The organism is Pseudomonas svalbardensis (assembly GCF_030053115.1).
In the GTDB taxonomy this organism is placed as follows: domain Bacteria; phylum Pseudomonadota; class Gammaproteobacteria; order Pseudomonadales; family Pseudomonadaceae; genus Aquipseudomonas; species Aquipseudomonas svalbardensis.
This window is the reverse complement of sequence record NZ_CP125619.1, coordinates 5,343,904-5,366,223: the sequence shown is the minus strand read 5'-3', so window position 1 is coordinate 5,366,223 and position 22,320 is coordinate 5,343,904. Positions and strand designations below refer to the sequence as shown.

At 58.9% G+C, this 22,320-nt stretch carries 19 protein-coding genes; 2 read left to right on the top strand and 17 right to left on the bottom strand.

Features of this window, described 5'->3' with window-relative positions; all coding sequences use genetic code 11:
• Positions 1-2: 2 nt before the first annotated feature.
• The 5 genes from yacG to pilB are packed head-to-tail and all read right to left on the bottom strand — an operon-like array spanning position 3 to position 4,614.
• Positions 3-203: a DNA gyrase inhibitor YacG gene (yacG, locus tag QFX16_RS24755; RefSeq protein ID WP_008153323.1), complete on the bottom strand. Its 201-nt coding sequence runs from the start codon at positions 201-203 to the stop codon at positions 3-5.
• Positions 200-823 carry a dephospho-CoA kinase gene (gene coaE, locus QFX16_RS24750; protein ID WP_283181708.1) on the bottom strand — a complete coding sequence of 208 codons (624 nt, stop codon included), beginning with the start codon at positions 821-823 and terminating at the stop codon, positions 200-202. Before coaE ends, yacG begins: the two co-directional genes overlap by 4 nt.
• The gene (locus QFX16_RS24745; RefSeq protein ID WP_283181707.1) at positions 820-1,692 is read right to left on the bottom strand and encodes a prepilin peptidase; all 873 of its coding nucleotides are present in this window, start codon (positions 1,690-1,692) and stop codon (positions 820-822) included. Before QFX16_RS24745 ends, coaE begins: the two co-directional genes overlap by 4 nt.
• Before the next feature lies 1 nt (position 1,693).
• Positions 1,694-2,911 (bottom strand): type II secretion system F family protein, encoded by a 1,218-nt coding sequence (locus tag QFX16_RS24740; RefSeq protein WP_283181706.1) that lies wholly within the window; start codon positions 2,909-2,911, stop codon positions 1,694-1,696.
• Positions 2,912-2,913: 2 nt separating this feature from the next.
• Positions 2,914-4,614, bottom strand: coding sequence for a type IV-A pilus assembly ATPase PilB (gene pilB, locus QFX16_RS24735; protein ID WP_283181705.1), 1,701 nt, complete (start codon positions 4,612-4,614; stop codon positions 2,914-2,916).
• A 225-nt stretch (positions 4,615-4,839) separates the two neighbouring features.
• On the opposite strand from pilB, the gene QFX16_RS24730 reads away from it, so the two are divergent.
• Together QFX16_RS24730 and QFX16_RS24725 are read left to right on the top strand one after the other, a co-directional pair.
• Positions 4,840-5,271, top strand: a complete 432-nt coding sequence (locus QFX16_RS24730; protein WP_283181704.1) for a pilin — start codon at positions 4,840-4,842, stop codon at positions 5,269-5,271.
• A gap of 311 nt (positions 5,272-5,582) precedes the next feature.
• Positions 5,583-5,936 carry a BON domain-containing protein gene (locus QFX16_RS24725; RefSeq protein WP_274074573.1) on the top strand — a complete coding sequence of 118 codons (354 nt, stop codon included), beginning with the start codon at positions 5,583-5,585 and terminating at the stop codon, positions 5,934-5,936.
• A gap of 148 nt (positions 5,937-6,084) precedes the next feature.
• On the opposite strand, the gene QFX16_RS24720 is transcribed toward QFX16_RS24725, so the two are convergent.
• From QFX16_RS24720 to QFX16_RS24665, 12 genes are all read right to left on the bottom strand, one after another.
• Positions 6,085-6,381 carry a DUF2845 domain-containing protein gene (locus QFX16_RS24720; RefSeq protein WP_283181703.1) on the bottom strand — a complete coding sequence of 99 codons (297 nt, stop codon included), beginning with the start codon at positions 6,379-6,381 and terminating at the stop codon, positions 6,085-6,087.
• The gene (locus QFX16_RS24715) at positions 6,381-9,332 is read right to left on the bottom strand and encodes a DUF748 domain-containing protein (RefSeq protein ID WP_283181702.1); all 2,952 of its coding nucleotides are present in this window, start codon (positions 9,330-9,332) and stop codon (positions 6,381-6,383) included. Before QFX16_RS24715 ends, QFX16_RS24720 begins: the two co-directional genes overlap by 1 nt.
• Positions 9,333-9,425: 93 nt before the next feature.
• Complete coding sequence (locus tag QFX16_RS24710; protein ID WP_008153314.1) at positions 9,426-10,442, bottom strand: class I SAM-dependent rRNA methyltransferase; 1,017 nt, start codon at positions 10,440-10,442, stop codon at positions 9,426-9,428.
• A 173-nt stretch (positions 10,443-10,615) separates the two neighbouring features.
• Positions 10,616-11,488 (bottom strand): oxygenase MpaB family protein, encoded by an 873-nt coding sequence (locus QFX16_RS24705; protein ID WP_283181701.1) that lies wholly within the window; start codon positions 11,486-11,488, stop codon positions 10,616-10,618.
• 66 nt (positions 11,489-11,554) lie between these two features.
• A complete protein-coding gene (gene acs, locus QFX16_RS24700) occupies positions 11,555-13,492 on the bottom strand; it encodes an acetate--CoA ligase (RefSeq protein ID WP_283181700.1) in 1,938 nt (645 codons plus the stop codon).
• Between the two features lie 200 nt (positions 13,493-13,692).
• The gene (pgi, locus tag QFX16_RS24695) at positions 13,693-15,357 is read right to left on the bottom strand and encodes a glucose-6-phosphate isomerase (protein ID WP_283181699.1); all 1,665 of its coding nucleotides are present in this window, start codon (positions 15,355-15,357) and stop codon (positions 13,693-13,695) included.
• 229 nt (positions 15,358-15,586) lie between these two features.
• On the bottom strand, positions 15,587-15,967 hold the full coding sequence (panD, locus tag QFX16_RS24690; protein WP_003228271.1) for an aspartate 1-decarboxylase: 381 nt from the start codon (positions 15,965-15,967) through the stop codon (positions 15,587-15,589).
• 196 nt (positions 15,968-16,163) lie between these two features.
• Positions 16,164-17,024, bottom strand: a complete 861-nt coding sequence (gene panC, locus QFX16_RS24685; protein WP_283181698.1) for a pantoate--beta-alanine ligase — start codon at positions 17,022-17,024, stop codon at positions 16,164-16,166.
• Positions 17,021-17,821: a 3-methyl-2-oxobutanoate hydroxymethyltransferase gene (gene panB / locus QFX16_RS24680; protein ID WP_283181697.1), complete on the bottom strand. Its 801-nt coding sequence runs from the start codon at positions 17,819-17,821 to the stop codon at positions 17,021-17,023. The genes panC and panB overlap by 4 nt, the downstream gene beginning before the upstream one ends.
• A gap of 280 nt (positions 17,822-18,101) precedes the next feature.
• Positions 18,102-18,587, bottom strand: a complete 486-nt coding sequence (gene folK / locus QFX16_RS24675) for a 2-amino-4-hydroxy-6-hydroxymethyldihydropteridine diphosphokinase (RefSeq protein WP_283181696.1) — start codon at positions 18,585-18,587, stop codon at positions 18,102-18,104.
• 3 nt (positions 18,588-18,590) lie between these two features.
• A complete protein-coding gene (locus QFX16_RS24670) occupies positions 18,591-19,991 on the bottom strand; it encodes a polynucleotide adenylyltransferase PcnB (protein ID WP_283181695.1) in 1,401 nt (466 codons plus the stop codon).
• Positions 19,992-20,874: 883 nt separating this feature from the next.
• Positions 20,875-22,311 carry a sigma-54-dependent transcriptional regulator gene (locus tag QFX16_RS24665; protein ID WP_283181694.1) on the bottom strand — a complete coding sequence of 479 codons (1,437 nt, stop codon included), beginning with the start codon at positions 22,309-22,311 and terminating at the stop codon, positions 20,875-20,877.
• Between the last annotated feature and the right edge of the window lie 9 nt (positions 22,312-22,320).

Genomic DNA, 22,320 nt, shown 5'->3' with positions numbered 1-22,320 from the left:
GATCAGTGACGCGGCTCGAAGTCTTCGCTGAACAGGTCGTCTTCGGCATCGGGGCTGACCGGAATCTTGTGTTCTTCCGAGGCCCATGCCCCGAGGTCGATCAATTTGCAGCGATCCGAGCAGAACGGCCGGTTGACGTTGCTGGCGACCCATTCGACAGGGGCGCCACAGGTTGGGCAATTGACGGTTGGGGTCTGGCTCATGACTGGCCTCCACGCAAAGTAAGGTAAAAGTGATGCAGGCGTTCGACCTCGCTGTGCAGCCAGGCGAGGTCGCGGTCGTTGACCACCACATCGTCGGCGTGGCTCACACGGTCCTGTCGGCTGGATTGGGCCTTGAGGATCGCCTGGACCTGTTGCTCGCTGGTCTGGTCACGCTGCAGGGTGCGCTCGATCTGTAGTTGTTCCGGGGCATCGATCACCAGGATTCGTTGGGTCATGGCGTACTGCCCGGACTCGATCAGCAGCGGTGAAACCAGAATCGCGTAAGACGATTGTGCCTTGGCCAGATGATCGGCGATTTCCTTGGCGATCAGCGGATGCAGCAACGCTTCGAGCCAGCGGCGTTCCTCTGGTACTTCGAAGATCAGTTTGCGCAACGCCGCGCGATCCAGTTGCCCGTCGGCTTGCAATACGCCGGGGCCGAAGTGTTCGGCGATCCTGGCCAGCGCCGGGCGACCCGGTTCCACCACCCAACGCGCCGCATGATCAGCGTCCACCACGTGCACGCCTAAGTCGATGAAGTGCTGGGCAGCCGCGCTTTTGCCGCTGCCGATGCCGCCGGTCAGGCCGAGAATCCAGGGTTTTTCCACAGGGGTATTCATTTCAAACCGACAAACTGCCAATAGAAGTCGGTTATTTGACCACCCCAGAGCAAGGCAATCCAGCCGGCAATTGCCAGAAAGGGTCCGAAGGGGATCGGCGTGGAGGTTTTCGCGTTGCGCAAACGCAGCAATATCACGCCGACAACGGCGCCCACCATCGACGATAACAGGATGGTCAGAGGCAAGATCTGCCAGCCCCCCCAGGCGCCGAACATCGCTAACAGCTTGAAATCACCGTGGCCCATGCCGTCCTTGCCGGTGATCAGCTTGAACAGCCAGAACACTGACCACAGCGCCATGTAGCCGGCCACCGCACCCCACAACGCTTCATGCAAGGACACGAAAAGCCCAAAGCTGTTGACGATCAGCCCCAGCCAGATCAGCGGCAGCACCAGCACATCCGGCAGCAGTTGGTGCTCGGCGTCGATCAGGCTCATCGTCAGCAACCCCCAGCTCAGGAGCAGCGCCATGCAGGCCTGCCAGCCGAAACCGAAATGCCAGGCGATGAACGCCGAGAGCAGACCGCAGGCCAGTTCGGTCAGCGGGTAGCGTTTGCTGATGGCTGCCGTGCAGTTCGAGCATCGACCCCGTAAGAACAGATAGCTGAGTACCGGAATGTTTTCCCAGGCACGGATTCGATGGCCGCAATGTGGGCACTGGGAATGGGGCAGTAGCAGATTGAAAGTCGGCAGTGGTGTTTCGCTTGGCAAGCCCAACACGTCACGGGCCTCCTCACGCCATTCGCGGTCAAGCATTTTTGGCAGGCGCCAGACCACCACGTTGAGAAAGCTGCCGATCAGCAGGCCGACCAACATGGCTGCGATCACGAAGGTCAGCGGGTGGAGGGTCAGAATGTCGTTCAAGGGCATGTCAGATCGCTGTGCCGAGTTGGAAGATGGGCAGGTACATCGCAACCACCAGGCCACCGACGATAACACCCAGCACCACCATGATGAACGGCTCCATCAGGCTGGTGAGGTTATCGACCATGTTGTCCACTTCGTCCTCATAGAAGCTCGCGACCTTGTCGAGCATATCGTCCAGCGCGCCGGACTCTTCGCCAATCGCGGTCATCTGGATCGCCATATTCGGAAAGATACCGGAGGCGCGCATGGAAAAATTCAGCTGCATACCGGTCGACACGTCCTGCTTGATGCGCAGCACCGCACGCTTGAACACGATGTTGCCGGTAGCGCCAGCCACCGAATCCAGGGCTTCCACCAGTGGCACACCTGCCGCAAAGGTAGTCGACAGCGTGCGGGCGTAACGGGCCACGGCGGACTTGTACATAAGCGTGCCAATCAGCGGCAATTTCAGCAGCCAGGTGTCCATTCGGTCCCGAAAGCCTTGCGACGTTTTAAAGGCGTGGCGCACGCCGAAGATGGCCGCGATCAGCACGCCGAGCATCGCCCACCACCAGTCCTGCATGAATTCCGAGAGACCGATGACCATCACCGTGAAGGCTGGCAATTCGGCACCAAACCCTTTGAACACCGATTCGAACTGCGGCACCACTTTGACCAGCAGAATCCCGGTCACAATGATTGCGACGAACACCACTGCCAGTGGGTAGGTCATGGCTTTTTTGATCTTGGCTTTGAGGCTTTCGCTTTTTTCCTTATAGGTCGCCACTCTCTCCAGCAGGGTATCGAGGGCACCGGCCTGCTCGCCGGCATCGACCAGGTTGCAGTAGAGCTCATCGAAATACTGAGGCTTTTTGCGCAGGGAAGCGGCGAAGCTGTTACCCGCCGCGACTTCCTGTTTCACCTCGTCAACCAGTGTGCGCATGGCCGGGTTATCAAAGCCTTCACCGATGATGTCGAAGGACTGCAACAGCGGTACGCCGGCCTTCATCATGGTAGCCATCTGCCGGGTGAACAGAGCGATGTCCTGGGCCTTGATGCGCTTGCCCAGGTTGAAAATCGAGGTGGACTTCTTGCGTACCTTGCCGGGGTTGATGCCCTGCTTGCGCAATTGGGCCTTGATCAACGCCGGATTTTGACCGCTCAATTCGCCCGTCATTTTGGTGCCTTTGCGGTCTGTGCCTTCCCAGGCGTAGACGCTGATTTTTGCTGCTTTGACCGCCATATTCAGTCCTTGGTGACCCGGTTGATTTCTTCAAGGCTGGTGATGCCTTGCATGGCCTTGAGCAGGCCCGACGTCCGCAGGTCGTTGAAGCCGTCCTTACGCATCTGGATGTCGATTTCCAGTGAGTTACCTTCGGCCATGATCAGCCGTTGCAGGTCCGGGGTGTTCTTCACCACTTCATAAATCCCTACTCGCCCTTTGTAACCGTTGTTGCAGTGATCGCAACCGACTGGCTCATAGATCGTGAATGAGCCGATGCGTTCCTCGGGGAAGCCTTCCTTCAGCAACGCCTCCCGGGGGATCTCGATGGGTTTCTTGCAATGGCTGCACAGCTTGCGTGCCAGGCGCTGGGCAATGATCAGGCTGATCGAGGTGGCAATGTTGAAACCCGGAATGCCCATGTTGTGCAGGCGAGTCAGGGTTTCGGCGGCGCTGTTGGTGTGCAGGGTCGACAGCACCAGGTGTCCGGTCTGGGCGGCTTTAATGGCTATTTCGGCGGTTTCGAGGTCGCGGATCTCGCCGACCATGATCACGTCCGGGTCCTGTCGCAGAAATGAGCGCAACGCCTGGGCGAAGTCCATTCCCTGTTTGGGATTGACGTTGACTTGGTTGATGCCTTCCATGTTGATCTCCACCGGGTCTTCGGCGGTGGAGATGTTGATGTCCACGGTGTTGAGAATGTTCAGCCCGGTGTAGAGCGATACGGTCTTGCCCGAGCCGGTGGGCCCGGTCACCAGAATCATCCCCTGCGGCTGCTTGAGGGCGGCCATGTACAGTTCTTTCTGGTCGGGCTCGTAGCCGAGGGCGTCGATGCCCATTTGAGCGCTGGACGGATCGAGGATCCGGATCACCACTTTCTCGCCCCACAGAGTTGGCAGCGTATTGACCCGAAAGTCGATGGATTTGCTCTTGGACAGGCGCATCTTGATCCGCCCGTCCTGGGGCCGGCGCCGTTCCGAAATGTCGAGGCTGGCCATGACTTTCAGCCGCGCGGCGATGCGATTGGCCAAGTGAATCGGTGGCTTGGCGACTTCACGCAAAATACCGTCGGTGCGCATCCGCACGCGGTAGGTTTTTTCGTAGGGCTCGAAATGCAGGTCGGAAGAGCCGCTTTTGATCGCGTCCAGCAACATCTTGTGAACGAAGCGCACCACGGGCGCGTCATCGGCATCCTGGCCGGCGATGGTGTCTTGTTTGTTGTCATCGATCGACTCGATGTCCACGCCATCGAGGTCAACGTCGGCCATGTCTTCCAGGCCGGTGCCTTGGGTATCGAAGAATTTTTCGATGGCGTCGCTGAGCTTGTCGTCCTCCACCAGAATGGCTTCGGTATTCAGCCCGGTGCTGAACTGGATGTCATTGATGGCTTGCTGATTGGTCGGGTCGGAAACGCCCACGAACAACTTGTTGCCGCGCCGCCAGAGGGGCAGGGCGTGGTGCTGACGGACCAGTTTTTCGCTGACCAGCCCTTTAGGTTGTGTTTCCTTATCCAGGCAACTGAGATCAAGCAGCGTCATGCCGAAATGTTCCGAGGCAATCTCGGCAACCTGCCGACTCTTCACCAGTTTGTTCTGCACCAGGTAAGTGACCAGGGAGATTTTGTTGCGCTGGGCTTGCTGATACGCCTGTTGCGCGCTTTTGTCAGTGAGCAACTCGGCCAGGACCAATTGCTTGGCCAGACCGCTAAGGGCGATGTCATTCATTGGGATACCGGACGCAGACAGTTCATGACTTATAGCCTAGTCAAGCGGAGGAACCAAACCAGCACCGCTCAGGTGACAAAAAGTGTCAGATAGTGCGGATTCTGGGGGTAGGAAAGCGCTTTGTGTTGGCCTCGTGCCCCTATAACAGGGGGCGAAGGGCTTGGCATGGGCTGTGCTGTGGCTAGTTCAGATCATGAGATTTCGACTCATGCATGGAGCTTGTCTATGAATACTCAAAAAGGTTTTACCCTGATCGAACTGCTGATCGTGGTGGCGATCATCGGGATTCTGGCGACGTTTGCCTTGCCACAATATTCAAAGTACCAGGCCCGGGCCAAAGTCACGGCGGGGCTGGCTGAGATCAGCGCGTTGAAAGTGCCTTTCGAGGACACCATCAACCAAGGCACCGACCCTACATTGCTCTTGGTTGCGGGTAACGCGGCGGCGACGACCTCCAATTGCACGTTGGCGGCTTCAGGCACAGCTTCGACAGGTGCGGGCACGATCACTTGCACGCTGGTTAATGCCCCAGGACCGGTGTTGGGCAAAACCATCACACTGACTCGCTCGTCAGGAAACACGGCGGGCGCCTGGACGTGTGCCAGCAATGTTAACGCTGACTTCGCACCAAAAGGCTGTCCCGGCAGCGGCGCGTAATCTCGCTGCTTGATCTGATGCCTCGTCTGTTTGACGGGGCATTTTTTTGTTCGCTGTTCGGGGCAAACTGGAGTAATTGAGAAAACTTCCAACAATTCATGGCCTTAGGCCTGCGGTAAAACCCGCAACTTGCATGTACATAATTTCGAACTCATGCAATTTGCATGATTCCGAAAATCAGGTGTTTCTGTAAGCTGTTGATTTATATGTATTTATTGACTGTCTCAAAGTTGGCACAACGTTCGCAATATCTCCAGTAACCCTGCTGACAAGACACGCAGCAGACTTTATGAAAAACAGGAGTTACTCGTATGAAGAAGTTCGCTATCGCTGCCGCTACTGCTACCGCGCTGACCCTGACCATGGCCAACGCTGCATTTGCTCAAACCCAAGCCACTCAAGCACCTATGATGCTGGCTGCTGGCGAGGTCACTGAAGCGAAAGAGGATGTTTCCGATACTTGGATCACCACCAAAGTCAAAAGTGACCTGGTGACTGAAAAAGGCATTCCTGGTACCGATATCAAAGTCGAAACCAACAAAGGCGTTGTGTCCCTGTCGTCCACCGTTGCGGTGACTGACGCTCAGAAAACCACTGCTGTGGCCATCACCAAGAAAATCAAAGGCGTCAAAGCGGTCTCCGCTGACGGCCTGAAAGCCGAGTAAGGCAAGACTTCTCGCCTGGACTGGGAGAAGGCGCGACAGACGGGCCGAGCAATACGTCTGCCGCCTCAGGAGAGTTCATGCGAAAGGCCACAAGGATGTGGCCATTACAGGCCCCGGCATTCGTGTCGGGGCCTGTTCTATTTGATCTTCAGTTACCGCGCTTGCTGGTGATCTGCTTCAAACGATTACCTTCAAAACGCAGGTACTGATACATCCCGCCGTTGGGCCCGTAGGTCCATTCCTCGACCTGAAACTCTTCCCGTCGGTTGGCGCTGCGCTTGTAGCCCAACAGATCACGGCTGACCGGTTCACCGCATTTCTGCAGTACTTCGCTGGACCTGTCCCCGACACTGACCAGTTGACTGCCGCAGCGCAGGGTATCGGCTGCCGAGGCCTGACTGGCGGCTATCGCCAGAGTCAGGCTCACCAGCCATTTCGCGCCCATCACTCGGCGTCCAGATGCAGCGGCGTAACCACCCGACCGTCACTTTGCGCTTCGCCGAGGTTAGCGTCGATGAAGTACACGCGGTCATCGGCCAACTGACCCTTGTCGACCAGATAGTCCTTGATGTTGCTGGCGCGTTCCTGACCCAACTGACGCAACAGCACGTCGCTGGAACTCCAGAACTTGATCACGCCTTCGTGCATTTTTACCGTGCGTTCTTCCTTGCCAAGATCCTTCCACTCGGCGGGTGGCTGAGTCTTCAGGCGCGTGCGATAGATCCCTTCCAGCAGCGGACCTTTCTCGTTATCCGGTACTTCCAGCAATGAAGCCTGAGCCGGCACCTTGTCACCGCGACGCTGGAGCATTTTGTAGTAGTTGTACTGGTATTCCCGCTCCAGACGTTGCTCGGCGATCAGCGGGCCATCGCTGCTTGCAGCTGCCGTGCCTTCGATTTCCAGGCGCAGGGCCGGACGTTCCTTGAGGGCCTGGGACAGTTTGACCAGCGAGCCCTCGGCCTCCTTGCTCAGGTCGCTTGAACCCGGGGCAAACGACACAATGCCCAAATCTTCCGAACCACCACCACTGACCAGTCCGCCAATCATTTTGAATGGCGCCGCGGCGGCTTTGACGATCAGGTTGCGCAAGGTCTGCCAGACAATCGGCATGATGCTGAACTGCGGGTTGTTCAGGTCGCCGGTCACCGGCAGTTCAATGGAAATCTTGCCGTCGACGTCCTTGAGCAACGCAATGGCCAGTTTCAGCGGCAGGCCCACGGCGTCCGGACTGTCGACTTTCTCACCCAGTTGCAGCTGCTCGACCACCACTTTGTTTTCGGCCTTGAGCTGGCCCTTGGTGATCAGGTAATGCAGGTCGAGGTTGAGCCGGCCCTTGCGGATGCGGTAACCGGCGAACTTGCCGGAGTAGGGCGTGAGCGTGGTCAGTTCAACACGTTTGAAACTGGTGGCGATGTCGAGGCTGGCCATCGGATCGAACGGGTTGACCGAGCCCTTGATGGTGACGGGTGCATAGCGGTCGACCTTGCCTTTGATATCGACGCTGGCCGGTTTCGCCTGACGGCTGTCGATGGTGCCAATTTGTCCATTGAGCTGTTGAACGGCCGTGGCGAAATTCGGGGTCAGGCTGAAGTCGGCGAAGTTGGCCGAGCCGTCATTGATGGCAATGCCGCCAATGTGAATGCCCAGCGGTTTTTCCTTGCTGACAGGTTTGGCTGCAGCTGTTTTGGCGCCTGAGTCGGCCGGTTGCGGGATCAGCAAGTCATCGATGTTGGTGGTGCGGTCATCGTTGATCATGAAGCGCGCATAAGGCTGGAACAGGTTGACCTTGTCGATCGACAGGCTGTCGCCGTGTTGATAATTCAGGCCTTCGAGCACCAACTGCTGCCACTTGAGGAAGTCGCGGGTTTTGAGGGTGTCGAGGGTATGCAGTTGATCGACCTGAGCACGGCCGGTGACGCTGAATGCCAGCGGCTCGGTGTTTTTCAGATCGACCGCCAGATCACTGCCGAGCATGCCGCTGCGCAGTTCCAGGCGAATGAACGGGTTGATATAGGACTGGGCAACGCGCAGGTCGATGTCCTTGGTTTGTACTTTTAACCTGGCGCTGACCGGGGCGAGATTGACGATACCGTCTGCCGTGATCTTGCCTTGCTTGCCCACGCCCGTATCGAGCTTGAGGTTAAAAGGCGAGCCATTGAGGCTGTCGAAATTCTGCAGGTCCAGGTTCAGCGGGCCGACGTCCAACGCGACGGCGGGTTGCGCCTTGCGGTCAGCCAGATGCACCTGGTAATTGCGCAGTTGCACGTCTTTGAGCAGCACCTGCCATGGCTTGCTCGGTGGTGCCGGGTCGGGTTTCGGTGAATCGGCGGCTGCCGGGGTACTGGCCGGTTCGGCCTTGGCTTTGACGGCTGCTTTGGACGGTTGGCTGGCGAACAGTTTCTGCCAATCGAGTTGCCCGTCGGCTTCGAGAGCGGCCCAGGTTTCCAGTTTCTGGCTGCGGATCTTGCCGACGACCACTTGCTGCTTGGCCAGGTCGACGGTGGTTTCGCTAATGTCCAGACGCTCGAGTTTCGCCAGCGGTCGACCGTCTGGTGCCTTGATCGCGAACGGCGCGATGCTGACGGCGACGTTGCTCAACAGCAGTTCAGTTTCCTTGGACAGGTTCAGTTTGTAGTCAGTGCTGAGGCTCATGATGCCGTCTTCGAGTACCAGTGGCACCGAGTCACGCACGTAGGGCCAAAAGGATTTCATCTTGCCGTTGGTGATCTTCAGCTTACCTTCGGAGGCGATCGGGATCAGGCTGAAATTGCCGGTCCAGTCGATCTGTCCACCTGCCGGGCCGATGGCCACCAAGGTCATGTCGGCACTGTCTTCAGGCAGGGTACTGAGGTTTTTCAGTTCGAAGTCGAGTTTGTCGTAGAGGAATTCGATGGGTTCGCTGGGGCGTTGATCCTGGAAGTGCACGACACCGCCGGCCAGTTTGATCCGCTCGATGCGCAACGGGAACGGTTTGGCGTTCGGGTCGGCTGGCGTCGGTTCACTGGCGGGGATTTTGAACAGGCCAAGCAGATTGAGCTTGCCGTCCTTGCCGAAGAGAATTTCGGTCTTGGGTTTGTCTATTTCGATATCGGACAGGTGCAGCGCCTTGGTCCAGAGGCTGTCGATCTGCAAGTTGGCATACAGTCGCTCGAAGCCGACCTGCTCCTTGCCCGGCTCGCCGATGATCAGGCCCCACAGGGTCACTTCAAGGCTGAATGGGTTGAGTTCGATCCGCGAAATCGTCGCGGGCGTCGTCGCGTAGTTGGCCAATTGTTGGTTGGCCACTCGTAACGCGATGCCCGGCAAAATCAGAAACCCCAGCAGGCTGTAGAGGGCTAGAGCGGTCAACAGAGCGCCAATAGCGCGAATCAATCCTTTGGGCATGTGTGGCTTCATCTGTCTGAATCGGAGTGCGTTGGAGTATGGCACGCGTTTCCGGTTCCGAAGTGATCATGCTTTATAGGATTTATCTGATTTTCCGGACGAATCTCAGAGCTGCAGAATCAGGGTTTTCAGCGGCGGCTGCTCATCCATTGACGGAAAATCGCCGCCCGGTTTCATCACTGTCCACTCGCGCACCGGCCGGCCGGCTTTCTCTGCACAACGCAAAACTTGCTCGCGCCAGTCGTCCATGCTGACTTTTGCCAGGTTGTTGCAGCAGATCAGCACGCCATTGTCGGCGGTGGTCAGCAGTGCCGGCTTCAGCAGGCTTTGATAGTCGCGCAGCAGGTCGACGGTGCCGAAAGCACTCTTGGCCCAGGCTGGCGGATCCAACAGCACCAGGTCGTACTGACGCTGTTCCAGACGTTGATAGCTCGGCAGTTTCTGCCCGCGGCGCTGGCTGATCGGCAGGCCGGCCAACTGGCGGATCGCCGGGAAATAGTCGGACTGGATGAAGTCCATGGTCGGCAACTGCGGATTGAGCAGGCCGTTCTCACGGCCGACAGCCAGGTTGCCCTCAGCGAAGTCGAGGTTGCAGACTTCGCTCGCGCCACCGGCCGCAGCACTCAGGCCGACGCCACAGGTGTAGGCGAACAGGTTCAGCACGCTTTTGTTTTTGCTGTGCTGCTTGACCCAGCCGCGCGTGTTGCGCAGGTCGAGGAACAGCAGCGGATCCTGGCCGGCGTGGCGGCCGCGAACCCGGTAATTCAAGCCCCATTCGTGACCGATCAAGTCTTGCAGGGCGGCCTCGTCGGCGCGGTAGACGGTGTCTTCACGGTCGATACGCGAATTACCACGGGAGCGATCGTTGTAGACCAGCAGCGTTTCGAGGCCCAGGTGCTGATTGATGGTGTCGTGCAGTTGCAGCAGCGCATCGCGTTCCAGCGACTGGTGAAAGCTTTGCACCAGCAATTGCGGGCCGTAGCGGTCGATCGTCAGGCCGCCGGCGCCTTCCTGGCTGCCATGGAACAGGCGATAGCAATCGGTGCCTTGCTGATGCAGTTCGGCCAGCAGGTCCTGACGACGATCGAGGGCGGCGCGCAGCGCCTGATTCAAGGAAGACATGCTGGGCGCCTTGCAGGAGGGAATTTGGCGCGGGAGTTTAACAGCTTGGCACGGGACCGCGGTGCTGCCATCGCGAGCAGGCTCGCTCCCACACTAGATTTGTGTCGAACTCAAAATGTGCACCGAAAATCCCCTGTGGGAGCGAGCCTGCTCGCGAAGCTTTTAAGCGGTTTTCAGGTCAGCAAACCCATTCGTCGTTTGGCCCGGTGCACCGAGCCGTTACGCACCGCCCAGCGCATCATCGGCACGCTGCGATTGACGCTGGCGCGGATCAGCTTGCGTTGCAGCGGGCTCTGGCTGACACCAAGCATGTCACTGGCCCAGTCCGGCAGCAGGTCGACCCCGGCCTTCATCATCAAACCGCCGAAAGGTCTGGCCAAACGGCTGGGGGACGGGGCGTTCAACAACAGCCGTAACACTTCGCGACTGCGCTCGTCGCACAACAGTTGTGGGCGAACTCGTTCAAGGTAATCAGCAATTTCCTGCCGCGAACGCGGCACGTTACAGGCGCCGAGCCGCTCGGCGACCAACGCGATTTCCGCGTAGTAACGGTCCTGGTCGGCCAGGGACAGGTTCGGATTGCGGTAACGCAAATGGGCCGCGAGGAAGTTGCTGACCTCGGCCACGTGCACCCAGGTCAACAGATCGGGATCGCTGGCGGCGTAAGGCCGGCCATCTGGTGCCGTGCCGGTCACTTGCAGGTGGATGGTGCGGACTGTCTCGATCAGCCAGTCGGCGTCCTTTCGCGAACCGAAGGTGGTGCCGGCAATGAACTGCCCGGTGCGACGCAGTCGGCCGATCATGTCCTCGCGAAAATTCGAATGGTCCCAGACCCCGGCCAGGGCCAGTGGATGCAGAGCTTGCAGCATCAGGGCGCTGATGCCGCCGATCAGCATGCTGCTGAAGTCGCCATGCACTTGCCAACTCACCGAATCGGGGCCGAACAGGCCGGGATCGCCCTTGGGGTTTTCCAGGTCGAGCTTGCCCAGAGACAGACCGGTCAGGCTCATGATCTGGGTTTCGATGCGGGTTCGAATGAATTCCATGGCGACTCAGTGGCGACAAAAAGGCGCGGCCGTGATGGGCCGCGCCGGGAAGTTTAAAGCATGAACTTACTGATTCAGGCGTTTATCGACCAACTCCTGGACCACGCTCGGGTCAGCCAGGGTCGAGGTGTCGCCCAGGCTGTCCAGTTCGTTGCAGGCGATCTTGCGCAAAATGCGCCGCATGATCTTGCCCGAACGGGTTTTCGGCAAGGCCGGCGCCCACTGGATCAGGTCCGGTTTGGCGAAGCTGCCGATTTCCTCGCTGACGTGAGCGAGCAGTGCTTTCTTCAGTTCGTCACTGGGCTCGGTGCCGTTCATGGGGGTGACGAAGGCGTAGATGCCCTGACCCTTGACGTCGTGCGGGTAACCGACCACCGCCGCTTCGGCGATGCTGTCGTGCAGCACGAGCGCGCTTTCCACTTCCGCGGTGCCGATGCGGTGTCCGGAGACGTTGATCACGTCGTCGATGCGCCCGGTGATCCAGTAATCACCATCCTCATCGCGCCGGGCACCGTCGCCGGTGAAGTAGTAACCGGGGTAGGGCTTGAAGTAGGTGTCGACCATTCGTTGCGGGTCGCCATAGACGCTGCGGATCTGCGCCGGCCAGCTGGATTTGATCGCCAGCACGCCGCTGCCGGCGCCTTTGATTTCCTTGCCCGCTTCATCGAGCAACACCGGTTGCACGCCGAACATCGGTTGCGTGGCGCAGCCGGGTTTGATCCGTTGAGCGCTGACCAAAGGGCTGAGCATGATGCCGCCGGTTTCGGTCTGCCACCAGGTATCGACGATCGGACAACGCTGTTCGCCGACAGCATTGAAGTACCACTCCCACGCTTCCGGGTTGATGGGCTCACCGACACTGCCGAGTAATCTGAGGCTCGCGCGGGAAGTTTCCTTCAACGGTTCGGGGCCTTCACGCATCAGGGAACGCAGGGCGGTCGGGGCGGTATAGAAAATGTTCACATGGTGCTTGTCGATCACCTGCCAGAAGCGCGAGCTGCTCGGGTAGCTCGGCACGCCTTCGAAGATCAGCGTGGTCGCGCCGTTGGCCAGCGGACCGTAAACGATGTAGCTGTGGCCGGTGACCCAGCCGACATCGGCGGTGCACCAGAAGACTTCGTCGTCGCGGTAGTCGAGCACGTACTTGAAGGTCATCGCCGCTTGCAGCAGGTAGCCGCCGGTGGTGTGCAGCACGCCTTTGGGCTTGCCGGTGCTGCCGGAGGTGTAGAGGATAAACAGCGGGTCTTCGGCGTCCATCGGCTCAGGTGGACAATCGTCGCTGACGTCTCGCAGCGCCTGGTGATACCAGATGTCCCGGCCTTCGACCCATTCCACTTCGCCCTGAGTGCGCTCGACCACGATGACGGTGCTGACGTTCGGGCAGCTTTGCAGCGCCTTGTCGACCTTCTGCTTGAGCGGCACGACTTTACCGCCGCGCACGCCTTCATCGGCGGTGATCACGGTGCGGCAGTCGGCATCGAGAATGCGGTCACGCACAGAGTCCGGAGAGAAACCACCGAACACCACCGAATGCACTGCACCAATGCGCGTGCAGGCGAGCATGGCGTAAGCGGCTTCGGGAATCATCGGCATGTAGATACACACGCGGTCACCTTTCTTCACGCCACGGCTTTTGAGCACGTTGGCCAGGCGACAGACGTTGTGATGAAGTTTTTTGTAGCTGATCTGCGCGGATCCGGCAGGGTCGTCGCCTTCCCAGATGATCGCGATTTGATCGCCGCGCTTTTCCAGGTGACGGTCAATGCAGTTGTAACTGACATTTAACTTTCCGCCGGCGAACCAGCTCGCCTCACCGGTTTTCAGGTTATAGCGCTGGACGGTATCCCACGGCTTACTCCAGTCGAGAAAGCGTGTGGCCTGTTCGGCCCAGAAGGTGCTGGGGTGCTCGATGGATTGGCGGTACAGGCGCTTGTAGTCGTCTTGACTTAATTGTGCAGCCCGGCGGACGGCATCGGCTTGGGGGAACGTGCTGATATCGAACATGACGGTTCCTTATTCTTGTTTTGCGACAAGTAATAAAGATGCGCCGAGTGGGAGGCGGGTTCAATACCCGAAAACAAACACAACCCTGTAGGAGCGAAGCTTGCTCGCGAAGAAGGCGGCTCGGTGTATCAGGTACACCGAGTTATCGTTCTTCGCGAGCAAGTCGGATCGCCGCACCGTTCGCTCCTACAGGGATGGCGTTAGCCGCGGTGACGACCGCGGAAGTAGTTGATCAGGCCTTGGGTCGAGGCATCGTCAGCCGGGGTTTCTTCGCTGCCGACCAGGCGGTTGTAGACGCCTTTGCCCAGTTCTTTACCCAGCTCCACGCCCCATTGGTCGAAGGCGTTGATGCCCCAGATCACGCTTTGCACGAAGACTTTGTGTTCGTACATCGCCACCAATGCGCCGAGGCGACGCGGGCTGATGCGTTCGACCACCAACGTATTGCTCGGACGGTTGCCCGGGATCACCTTGTGAGGCGCGAGTTTTTGCACCTCTTCTTCGCTCATGCCTTTGTCGCGCAACTCGGCTTCGGCCTCGGCAAGGGTCTTGCCCAGCATCAGCGCCTGGCTTTGCGACAGGCAGTTGGCGTACAGCCACTGGTGGTGGTCGGACACCGGGTTGAAGCTGACGATTGGCACGATGAAGTCTGCCGGGATCAGTTGGGTGCCCTGGTGCAGCAACTGGTGATACGCATGCTGACCGTTGCAGCCCACGCCACCCCAGATCACCGGGCCCGTGTCGGTGGACACTGGAGTGCCGTCCTGACGCACGCTCTTGCCGTTGGATTCCATGTCCAGCTGTTGCAAATGCTTGGTGATGTTACGCAGGTAGTGGTCGTACGGCAGGATCGCGTGGCTCTGTGCACCCCAGAAGTTGCCGTACCAGACGCCGAGCAACGCCAGCAGCACCGGCATGTTCTGGTCGAACGGTGCGCTCTGGAAATGCTGGTCCATGGTGTAGGCACCGGACAGCAGTTCCTTGAAGTTCGACATGCCGATGGCCAGGGCAATCGGCAAACCGATGGCCGACCACAGCGAGTAACGACCGCCGACCCAGTCCCACATCGGGAAGATGTTTTCTTCGCGGATCCCGAAGGCCACAGCCGCTGCATTGTTGCTGGAGACGGCGATGAAGTGACGATACAGCTCGGCTTCCGAACCACCCTGAGCCAGGTACCAGGCACGTGCGGCCTGAGCATTTTTCAGGGTTTCGAGGGTGTTGAAGGATTTCGACGAAACGATGAACAGCGTGGTTTCGGCACGCAGCTTCATGGTCAGTTCGTGGAATTCACTGCCGTCGATGTTCGCCAGGTAATGGCAGCGCACGCCTTTCTGGGCGTAGGACAGCAGCGCTTCGGAGACCAGCTCCGGGCCGAGGAACGAGCCACCGATGCCGATGTTCACCACGTCAGTGATCGGCTTCTCGGAGTAGCCGCGCCACAAACCGTCGTGGATACGGCCCACGAGGTCGGTGATCTGGTTCAGGACCTTGTGCACTTCCGGCATCACGTTGACGCCGTTGACCGACAGCTTGTCGCCGACCGGACGGCGCAGGGCGGTGTGCAAGGCCGGACGACCTTCGGAGGAGTTGACGATTTCGCCTTCGAACAGCGCTTTGATCGCGCCCTGAAGGTCGACTTCGTTGGCCAGGCCCACCAGCAGATCGCGGGTCTGAGCGTTGATCAGGTTCTTCGAGTAGTCGAGAAACAGGCCGCAGCTGCTGAGGGTGAATTGGGTAAAGCGCTGCGGATCGGCATTAAAGGCTTCGCGCATGCTGAAATCTTGCATGGCTTGGCGGTGGTCATTCAACGCTTGCCAGGCGGGCAGAGCGGTAACGTCTTGAGGGGTGCGGTAATACGCCATCGCTGCGGGTTTCCTTTTTACTTGAACGGCCTTTTGAACACTAAAAATACCGGAGCGCTGTGGGTGGGCGTCCGGTCAACTGCGTCGACACGATTTCATGACACAGGGCGAATACAGTAAACCTCGCGCTGCGATCTGTCTTGACTTTGTCTGACCCGTTCCCGGTACTTTTTTATACATCAAGCAGGGAACGGTCCGACAAACGGAAGGGGGAGGGGCTAAGACGGGATCAGGCGACCTGAACCGGAATGGCATTGCTGGTATGGCTCAGTTCATTACCCGGCGCCATGTAGAGCATGCGTGGCTTGAAGTTGAGCAACTCGGCTTCGCTGTAGTGGGCGTATGCGCAGATGATCACGCGATCACCGACCTTGGCCTTGTGTGCGGCGGCACCGTTGACCGAGATCATGCGCGAGCCTTCTTCGCCACGAATCGCGTAGGTGGTGAAGCGTTCACCATTGTCGACGTTGTAGATCTGGATCTGTTCGTACTCACGGATGCCGGACAGGTCCAGCCATTCGCCGTCGATGGCGCAAGAACCTTCGTAATCGAGTACAGCGTGGGTGACTTCGGCGCGATGCAGCTTGGCCTTGAGCATGATGGCGTGCATGAGTGTTTCCCCAGGTCGGAATCGAACGGCGGGCATTGTGCCCAAAGGCTTAAAGGGCGGCAACAAGGGGGCGAGGCAGCGCAGGACCCTGTAGGAGCGGAGCTTGCTCGCGAAAGCGGTGGATCAGTCGACATCAATGCTGAATGACACACCGCTTTCGCGAGCAAGCTCGGCTCTTACAGGGGGATTGTGGTGTTCAGGCAGTAGCGTCGAGGTTCAGATGCAGGTTATCGATCAACCGCGTAGTGCCCAGGAACGCTGCCACCAGAATCACCAGATCCTGATCTTGCGCAGTTGCCGGGCGCAAGGTCAGCGCATGACGAATCTCCAGATAGTCAGGACGCAAGCCCGCCGCTTCAAGCTGCTTGATCTGCGCACCGATCAACGCCGGGAAATCCCGTTCACCCTGTTTGATCGCGTCGGCAATCTGGTTCAAACCGCGATACACAACCGGCGCAACGGCCCGCTGTTCTTCGCTGAGGAAACCATTGCGCGACGACAGCGCCAGGCCATCGGCTGCACGTACGGTCGGTTCGCCGATGATCTGGATCGGCATGTTCAGGTCATGCACCAGGGCGCGGATCACTGCCAGTTGCTGGAAGTCTTTCTGGCCGAAGATCGCCAGGTCCGGCTGGACCATGTTGAACAGCTTGGTGACTACCGTCGCCACACCTTCGAAATGCCCGGGACGGCTGGCGCCGCAGAGGCCTTCGGAGAGTTGCGGAACGCTGACGCGGGTCTGGCCGACCATGCCGTCGGGATACATTTCTTCAACGGTTGGCGCGAACAGCAAGTGGCAACCGGCCTGGAGCAGTTTCTCCTGATCGGCCGCGAGGGTGCGCGGGTACTTGTCGAGGTCTTCGCCGGCGCCGAACTGCAGCGGGTTGACGAAAATGCTCGCGACCACGAAATCCACCCGTTGGGTGGCTTTGGTCACCAGTGCAACATGACCACTGTGCAGGTTGCCCATGGTCGGCACGAAGCCGATTCGCTTGCCTTCGCCACGGGCACGGGCCACGGCGGCCCGCAATTCGCGTACGGTTTTTACGGTGTTCATGCAGAGAATCCGTGTTCGATACCAGGGAAAGTCGCCGCTTTGACTTCAGTGACGTACGCACCAAGCGCCGCTTGAATGTTTTGTTGCCCGGCCATGAAGTTCTTCACGAACTTCGGCACACGGCCAGTGATCGACAGGCCGAGCATGTCGTGCAGAACCAGCACCTGGCCGTCGGTGGCACTGCCGGCGCCAATGCCGATCACCGGAATTTTCACCGCTTGGGTGATTTCTTCGGCGAGCTCACTCGGTACGCATTCGAGCAGCAACATCGACGCGCCAGCTTGTTCCAGGGCGATCGCATCGGCACGCATCTGCCGCGCCTGGTTTTCGTTGCGACCCTGGACTTTGTAACCGCCGAGGATATTCACCGATTGCGGTGTCAGCCCCATGTGCGCGCATACCGGGATACCGCGTTCGGCCAGCAGACGGATCGAGTCCCCCAGCCACAGCGCACCTTCAACCTTGACCATGTGCGCACCCGCTTGCATCAACAGGGCACTGTTGCTCATGGCTTGTTCGGTGGTGGCGTAGGCCATGAAGGGCAGGTCGGCGAGGATCAACGCATCGGTGTTACCGCGTTTGACGGACGCCACGTGGTAAGCCATTTCAGCGGTGGTGACCGGCAGGGTGCTGTCGTGACCTTGCAACACCATGCCAAGGGAGTCGCCCACCAGCAACACTTCGACGCCCGCTTCATTGCAGGCGTGGGCGAAGGTCGCGTCATAGCAGGTCAGCATGGTGATTTTTTCACCTTTTTGCTTGAGACCTTGCAGAGTGGTCAGGGTGATGGCTGGCATGAAAAGTTCCTCATTCAGGCGCTGTGGAAACTACTGCGAGTAACGCGCGTGATTCTTCGTTAAATACAGGCGCACGGTCTGTTGTCGTGCTTTTAAGGCCTGGATTGCGCCCTTCAGCGCCGTGTTGGCGGCAGCGGGACGCCTATAGTCGTGAGGAGAACTCGGGAAGTCAATTGCGTGTGTTACCGCATTGTTACGCGTGGGGTGTTACCGGGGTAACTGATGCGATTCAGCAACTGTAGATCTTGTGTTCGACACAAAACCAATGTGGGAGCAACTGTCAATTGTGGGAGAGGCGCTCCAACCCGACGAACGGGCAGGCTGCGAGCAATTCGCTGAGGCAGCGACCATCAGCCAGACGCAAATCCGCAGGCGCCAGTTCGGCCAGAGGATAGAGAACGAAAGCTCGTTCTTGCATATGGTAGTGAGGCACCTTGAGGCGAGGTTCGTCGATCAGTCGATTACCGAACAGCACGATGTCGAGATCAAGTGTGCGTGGTCCCCAGCGTTCAATACGCTCGCGGCCCTGTTCGTTTTCGATGGCTTGCAGCGCATCAAGCAGCTCCAGCGGCGGGAGTGTGCTGTCGAGGGCGGCAACGGCGTTGGTGTAACGCGGTTGGCCGGGCAGCAGCGAGTCGCTCTGATAAAACGCGGAAACCCCGATCAGTTCGGTCTGCGGCAACTGCGCCAGCGCCTCGACGGCGCTGCGCAATTGTTCGGCGGGGTCAGCCAGATTGCTGCCCATGCCGATGTAGATGCGTTCCATGGATTACTCGCCCGTGGCGCTCGGTGCGCCGGCGGTGCGTTTGCGCTTGGCGCCACCGCTGCGGCGACGTTTGCGTGGAGCGCCGGTGCCGTCATCCTTGCCGCTGAGGTCGCGGATCATGTCGCGACGTTCGCTGTCGTTGGCGTCCTGATAATCCGTCCACCATTCGCCCAGGCCATCGGTCTGCTCGCCGGCGCTTTCGCGCAGCAGCAGGAAGTCGTAACCGGCACGGAACCGTGGGTTGTCCAGCAACAGGTCGGCGCGCTTGCCGCTGCGGCGTGGCAGACGCTCCTGCATGTCCCAGATCTCGCGGATCGGCATGGTGAAGCGTTTCGGAATCGCGATGCGCTGGCACTGTTCGGCGATCAGTTCATGAGCCGCTTCCTGCATCGCCGGAATCGGCGGCATGCCACGTTCTTGCAGGCGCAATACGCGGGCCGGCAGGGCAGGCCAAAGCAGCGCCGCAAACAGGAACGCCGGGGTCACCGGTTTGTTCTGTTTGATCCGCAGATCGGTGTTGATCAACGCTTCGCTGATCAGCGTGTGAGCGTACGTCGGGTTGTATTCCAGGGCCTCTGCACTGGCCGGGAACAGCGGATCGAACAGCTGCAGGTCGACCAGCATCTCAAAGGTGTCCGCGGCATGGCCTGAGAGGAACAGCTTGAGCACTTCTTCGAACAGGCGGGCCGATGGAATCTCGCGCAGCATCGGCGCCAGCTCGCGGATTGGCGCGGCGCTGTGTTTTTCGATGCCGAAATTCAGCTTTGCGGCGAAACGCACGGCTCGCAGCATCCGTACCGGATCTTCCTGGTAGCGTTGCTTCGGATCGCCGATCAGGCGGATCAGGTGATTGCGGATGTCGTGTACGCCGTTGGCGTAATCAAGGATGCGCTCGCTGACCGGATCGTAATACAAGGCGTTGATGGTGAAGTCGCGGCGTTGCGCGTCTTCTTCCAGCGTGCCATAGACGTTATCGCGCAGGATGCGCCCGCTCTCGTTTCGCGAGGACTGGTTGCTGTCTTCCTCTTCATCGTTTTGCGGGTGATTGGCGCGGAAGGTCGCGACTTCAATGATTTCGCGGCCAAAGTGGATGTGCACCAGCTTGAAGCGACGACCGATGATCCGCGCGTTGCGGAATTCGGCCCGAACCTGTTCAGGCGTTGCACTGGTGGCGACGTCGAAGTCTTTTGGCGTGATGCCGAGCAGCATGTCACGCACGCAGCCGCCGACCAGGTATGCCTGGTAACCGGCGTTCTGCAGGCGTTCGACGATGTTCACCGCGTAGCGACTGAATTGGGCCTTTTGCAGCGAATGTTGGCCGCTGTTGAGCACTTCAGGCGTACTGCGAATGTGTTGCGTATGACGCTTGGGAGAACGGAATGACTGGAACAGCTTCTTCAGCATGGGATGCACTGTTTGAAGGAATGTTCGGCCAAAACGAAGAATGACCGCATGATGGGCGGGGATTCTAGCATTTAGTCGGGGGATGGTGTAGGAAGCTGCGCAAGCGCTTGAAGCAGGGGCTTGTTGGTGCGGATTGGCTTTGTGTAGCAGCTGCCGAGCCTGCGAGGCTGCGTTCGACTACGCAGTAGTCGTAAAACCAGAGATTGCGGTGTGTCAGAAGAAACCGGGTGCCTGTATTGCGACTGCTTCGCAATCGAACGCAGCCTCGCGCTGCTCGGCAGCTGCTACAGGGGCAGCGTGAAAGCCGAATTGCAGAAACTACAAGGGGAGCCGAAGCTCCCCAAGAAAGTAGTTGCGTGCTCTATTTTTATTTTTGATTCGGGCTTCTTGTTTTTGTTGAATGCCCTCGCCATGAAGTTTTTCCTTCATGACCCTCCCAATCGGGAGCCAAGAGCAAACGGATTGCTTTGGTCGCTGTGTTGCAGTGATCTTGCGATCCAACCAGTTCAGGCTCTGTCTTGTGACAGTTTTTTGTTGTTCTCGGCCTGGTCGTGGGGCAAGCCCCAAATACAACGCCTCTCCAAAAGAATCAGTTAGCTGCGCCTCTCGCCGTCTTGTTTTTATTGTGCGTGAGTCGATACGTCTTATTTTTATTGTCTTGTGCATTGCTTGTTATTGTTCTTGTATCAAACATATAGCAGGGTGCGTGCCAACTTTTGCGAGGCCCAGTAAAACAAGGGGTTAGGCCGGCTGATGAGGTTTTCAGAGGCCAAAAAAAACCGGGGCTTCGTTACCGTAAGCCCCGGCTTCTGTTACGTGAAAAAGCTGAGGTAACAGTTTTTTCACAAGGTCACGTGTTACCCGCGCATCAGACAGGCGAGGTTCAGCTCTCGCTGGCCACCCCGGTCTTGCGCCGCGGAATGCCCAGGCGCTGACGGCGTTCCCACAGGCATTTGCGACTGACACCGAGTTTGCGCGCCAACTCGGTTTCGGTCATGTGGTCCTGATGCTCGAGAACGAAGTGTTGGAAGTAGTCTTCCAGTGACAGGTCTTCGGTCGGCTCATGGCTATTGTTACCGGCGGCGCTACCCTGTTGTGGAGGCAGGCCGATGAAATCGTCATCGTCCAGATCGCTCAGTTCGATGTCGATCCCCAGCAGCTCGGCGGAAATCTCCGGGCTCTCGCACAGGATGACGGCACGTTCTACGGCGTTTTCCAGCTCCCGAACGTTACCCGGCCAGGAGTAATGACGAATCGCCTGCTCGGCATCCGGGGCGAACTTCAGGTCGGTGCGGTTGACCCGCGCGCTCTGTCGCGCCAGGAACGCATTGGCAATTTCGTTGACGTCGGCGCCACGCTCGCGCAGGGCCGGCAGTTTCAGGGCGATCACGTGAAGGCGGTAATACAAGTCTTCACGGAACTGGCCGATCTTCGCCAGGCTCTTGAGGTCCCGGTGAGTCGCGGCGATCAGGCGCACATCGACTTTCTGTGACTGCACCGAACCCACACGACGAATTTCACCTTCCTGCAGCACGCGCAGCAGGCGGGCCTGGGCTTCCAGTGGCAGTTCGCCGATTTCGTCGAGGAACAAGGTGCCGCCGTCAGCCGCTTCCACCAAGCCGGCACGCCCGGCGCTGGCGCCAGTGAACGCGCCTTTTTCGTGGCCGAACAGTTCGGACTCGATCAGGCTTTCCGGAATGGCCGCGCAGTTCACCGAAATCATCGGCGCCTTGGCGCGTTTGGACAGATTGTGCAGGGCGCGCGCCACCAGTTCTTTACCGGTGCCGGATTCGCCCTGAATCAAAACATTGGAGTCGGTTGGCGCGACTTTGCGGATCTTGCTGTACAGATCCTGCATAGGCGGGCAGGAGCCGATGATGCCGATTTCGCCGTTGTTGTTGCTGGCGCCCGGTTTCGCGGCGCCATTACCGGCTTTACCGGCGACCGGCTCACCGCTGGCTTGCACAGCTTGACGGTCACGCAGGATTCGCGCGACGGCCTGAAGCATTTCGTCATGATCGAAAGGCTTGGCGATGTAATCCACCGCACCCATCTTCATTGAGTCGACCGCCGAACGCAGGCTGGCGTAGCTGGTCATGATCAGCACCGGAGTGCCCTGGCCGAGTTTGATCAACTCGGTGCCAGGCGCGCCAGGCAGACGCAGGTCGCTGACGATCAGGTCGAACGTGGGAATGGTGAAGCGTTCTTGTGCTTCCTGCACTGAACCGGCTTCGCTGACCTGGTACTGGTTACGTTCCAGCAGGCGGCGCAAGGCGGAGCGGATAATTGTTTCGTCTTCGACGATCAAAATGTGCGGCATTGATTCGAT

What these genes read in the sequence shown, in the direction of transcription:
- yacG (WP_008153323.1), bottom strand. Translation starts at nt 203, where the DNA reads ATGAGCCAGACCCCAACCGTCAATTGCCCAACCTGTGGCGCCCCTGTC.
- coaE (WP_283181708.1), bottom strand. Translation starts at nt 823, where the DNA reads ATGAATACCCCTGTGGAAAAACCCTGGATTCTCGGCCTGACCGGCGGC.
- QFX16_RS24745 (WP_283181707.1), bottom strand. Translation starts at nt 1,692, where the DNA reads ATGCCCTTGAACGACATTCTGACCCTCCACCCGCTGACCTTCGTGATC.
- QFX16_RS24740 (WP_283181706.1), bottom strand. Translation starts at nt 2,911, where the DNA reads ATGGCGGTCAAAGCAGCAAAAATCAGCGTCTACGCCTGGGAAGGCACA.
- pilB (WP_283181705.1), bottom strand. Translation starts at nt 4,614, where the DNA reads ATGAATGACATCGCCCTTAGCGGTCTGGCCAAGCAATTGGTCCTGGCC.
- QFX16_RS24730 (WP_283181704.1), top strand. Translation starts at nt 4,840, where the DNA reads ATGAATACTCAAAAAGGTTTTACCCTGATCGAACTGCTGATCGTGGTG.
- QFX16_RS24725 (WP_274074573.1), top strand. Translation starts at nt 5,583, where the DNA reads ATGAAGAAGTTCGCTATCGCTGCCGCTACTGCTACCGCGCTGACCCTG.
- QFX16_RS24720 (WP_283181703.1), bottom strand. Translation starts at nt 6,381, where the DNA reads ATGGGCGCGAAATGGCTGGTGAGCCTGACTCTGGCGATAGCCGCCAGT.
- QFX16_RS24715 (WP_283181702.1), bottom strand. Translation starts at nt 9,332, where the DNA reads ATGAAGCCACACATGCCCAAAGGATTGATTCGCGCTATTGGCGCTCTG.
- QFX16_RS24710 (WP_008153314.1), bottom strand. Translation starts at nt 10,442, where the DNA reads ATGTCTTCCTTGAATCAGGCGCTGCGCGCCGCCCTCGATCGTCGTCAG.
- QFX16_RS24705 (WP_283181701.1), bottom strand. Translation starts at nt 11,488, where the DNA reads ATGGAATTCATTCGAACCCGCATCGAAACCCAGATCATGAGCCTGACC.
- acs (WP_283181700.1), bottom strand. Translation starts at nt 13,492, where the DNA reads ATGTTCGATATCAGCACGTTCCCCCAAGCCGATGCCGTCCGCCGGGCT.
- pgi (WP_283181699.1), bottom strand. Translation starts at nt 15,357, where the DNA reads ATGGCGTATTACCGCACCCCTCAAGACGTTACCGCTCTGCCCGCCTGG.
- panD (WP_003228271.1), bottom strand. Translation starts at nt 15,967, where the DNA reads ATGCACGCCATCATGCTCAAGGCCAAGCTGCATCGCGCCGAAGTCACC.
- panC (WP_283181698.1), bottom strand. Translation starts at nt 17,024, where the DNA reads ATGAACACCGTAAAAACCGTACGCGAATTGCGGGCCGCCGTGGCCCGT.
- panB (WP_283181697.1), bottom strand. Translation starts at nt 17,821, where the DNA reads ATGCCAGCCATCACCCTGACCACTCTGCAAGGTCTCAAGCAAAAAGGT.
- folK (WP_283181696.1), bottom strand. Translation starts at nt 18,587, where the DNA reads ATGGAACGCATCTACATCGGCATGGGCAGCAATCTGGCTGACCCCGCC.
- QFX16_RS24670 (WP_283181695.1), bottom strand. Translation starts at nt 19,991, where the DNA reads ATGCTGAAGAAGCTGTTCCAGTCATTCCGTTCTCCCAAGCGTCATACG.
- QFX16_RS24665 (WP_283181694.1), bottom strand. Translation starts at nt 22,311, where the DNA reads ATGCCGCACATTTTGATCGTCGAAGACGAAACAATTATCCGCTCCGCC.